The 2,811-nt window shown below is 66.5% G+C and carries 1 protein-coding gene and 1 pseudogene; both read left to right on the forward strand.

Features of this window, described 5'->3' with window-relative positions:
- Positions 1-2,622, forward strand: a 2,622-nt coding sequence (gene gcvP, locus AB4074_RS24605) for an aminomethyl-transferring glycine dehydrogenase (RefSeq protein WP_441415722.1), incomplete at its 5' end; no start/stop codon positions are given.
- A 13-nt stretch (positions 2,623-2,635) separates the two neighbouring features.
- Positions 2,636-2,811, forward strand: a pseudogene (locus tag AB4074_RS24610) (glycine cleavage system protein T); the annotation flags it as partial.

The following is a 2,811-nucleotide window of genomic DNA, read 5'->3' on the forward strand; positions in this document are numbered from 1 at the left end:
ACCGTCACTCCGCCGGTGATCCGGCGCAACATCCTCGAATCCCCGGCCTGGTACACGGCCTACACGCCGTACCAGCCGGAAATTTCCCAGGGCCGCCTCGAAGCCCTGCTGAATTTCCAGACCATGGTCCAGGACCTCGTGGGGCTGCCCATCGCCAATGCCTCCCTGCTGGACGAAGCCACGGCCGTCGCCGAAGCGGTCCTCATGATGCGCCGGGCCAACAAGAACAAGACGGCCCACGACGGCAAGACGGTCCTCGACGCCGACTGCCTGCCGCAGACCATCGCCATCGTGAAGGGCCGCGCCGAGGCGCTGGGCTTCGAGGTGGAGATCGCGGACCTGTCCCAGGGCCTGCCCGACGGCGAGATCAACGGCATCGTGCTGCAGCAGCCGGGCGTTTCGGGCCGGGTGTTCGACCACTCCGCCGTGATTGCCGCCGCCAAGGAACGCGGTGCCCTCGTCGCCGTGGCCGCGGACCTTCTCGCCCTTACCCTGATCACGCCTCCGGGCGAGCAGGGTGCCGACATCGCTGTCGGCTCCACCCAGCGCTTCGGGGTTCCGCTGTTCTTCGGCGGCCCGCACGCCGCGTACATGGCGGTCCAGAAGGGCCTTGAGCGCTCCATGCCGGGCCGCTTGGTGGGCGTTTCCAAGGACGACGCCGGCACTCCCGCCTACCGCCTGGCGCTGCAGACCCGCGAGCAGCACATCCGCCGCGAGAAGGCGACGTCCAACATCTGCACCGCGCAGGCRTTGTTGGCGATCGTTTCCTCGATGTACGCGGTGTACCACGGCCCCGATGGCCTGAAGGCGATCGCCGAGACCGCCCACAACCACGCCCGGACCCTGGCTGCGTCCTTGAAGGCCGCGGGCCTTGAGGTTCTGCACGGCAGCTTCTTCGACACCGTCACCGTCCGCGTCCCGGGCAAGGCTGCCGAAATCGTTGCAACCGCCGAGGCCAAGGGCATCAACCTGCGGATCATCGACGCCGACACTGTCGGCGTCTCCGTTGATGAAACGACAACAAATGAAATCGTCGGCGGCGTCCTTGATGCTTTTGGTGTCGTCGCCGCCTTCGGTGCCACTGTGTCCGGTGACGGCGAGGGCTTCGCCCTGGAGGACGCCGTCGAGCGAACTTCGGACTACCTTCAGCACCCGGTGTTCAACACSCACCGTTCCGAGACCCAGCTGCTGCGCTACATCCGCAAGCTTTCGGACCGTGACCTGGCGCTGGACCGCACCATGATCCCGYTGGGTTCGTGCACCATGAAGTTGAACGCCACCGCCGAGATGGAGGCCATCTCCTGGCCGGAATTCGCCTCGATCCACCCGTTCGCCCCGGATTCCCAGACCGAGGGCTGGCGCGAACTGATCGAAGATTTGGAAGCTGACCTGACCGAGATCACCGGTTACGACCAGGTCTCCATCCAGCCCAACGCCGGTTCCCAGGGCGAACTCGCGGGTCTGCTGGCCATCCGCGGCTACCACCACTCCCGCGGCGAYSYCCAGCGCAACGTCTGCCTCATCCCGGCTTCCGCCCACGGCACCAACGCCGCCTCGGCAGTGCTGGCCGGCATGAAGGTGGTCGTGGTGGCCACGGCTGCCGACGGCACGATCGACCACGCGGACCTGCAGGCCAAGATCGASGCSAACAAGGACGTCCTCTCGGCCATCATGATCACCTACCCCTCCACGCACGGCGTGTACGACGCCGACGTGCGCGAAATCTGCGACTCGGTGCATGCAGCCGGCGGCCAGGTGTAYGTKGACGGCGCSAACCTGAACGCGCTSGTGGGCCTGGCCCAGCCGGGCAAGTTCGGCGGCGACGTGTCCCACCTGAACCTGCACAAGACCTTCTGCATCCCGCACGGCGGCGGCGGACCGGGCGTGGGCCCGGTCGCTGCCAAGGCACACCTGGCACCCTTCATGCCCGGCGATGCCAACAAGGCAGCCCATGAAGACGGCGCTTCTTTGCCAGGGACTGGCGTGGCCATCTCCGCATCGCGTTACGGCTCCGCGGGTGTGTTGCCGATTTCCTGGGCCTACGTGAAGCTCATGGGCGGCGAAGGCCTCACCGAGGCCACSAAGTCCGCGCTGCTTGCCGCGAACTACATCGCCTCGCGCCTCAACGAGTACTTCCCCGTTCTCTACACCGGTGAAGGCGGACTCGTGGCCCACGAGTGCATCCTGGACCTGCGCGAACTGACGGCCAGGACCGGCGTCACCGCGGAGGACGTGGCCAAGCGACTGATCGACTACGGCTTCCACGCCCCGACCCTGGCGTTCCCGGTGGCGGGCACCCTGATGGTGGAGCCCACCGARTCCGAGGACCTCGGGGAGATCGACCGCTTCATCGAAGCCATGATCACSATCCGCAAGGAAATCGACCAGGTCGCCCACGGCGACTTCACGGTGGAGAACAGCCCGCTGCGCCACGCACCGCACACCGCGGCCGCCGTCGTCTCCTCGGACTGGAACCGCGAGTACTCCCGCGAGCAGGCCGTCTTCCCTGTCCACCACCTCAAGCAGGACAAGTACTTCCCGCCCGTGGGCCGCATCGACGGCGCCGCGGGCGACCGTAACCTGGTCTGCTCCTGCCCTCCGATCGAAGCCTTCGAGAACTAAAGGACTCCTCACGATGACTGAGAACTACACGGCTCTCTATGAGCAGCACAAGAAGCTCGGCGCTTCCTTCACCGATTTCGGTGGCTGGCAGATGCCCCTGAAGTACTCCTCCGAACTGGCCGAGCACCACGCCGTCCGCCAGTCCGCAGGCCTGTTCGACCTCTCCCACATGGGCGAAGTCTGGGTCAC

It is taken from the genome of Arthrobacter sp. 2MCAF14, assembly GCF_052115645.1.
Classification (GTDB): domain Bacteria; phylum Actinomycetota; class Actinomycetes; order Actinomycetales; family Micrococcaceae; genus Arthrobacter.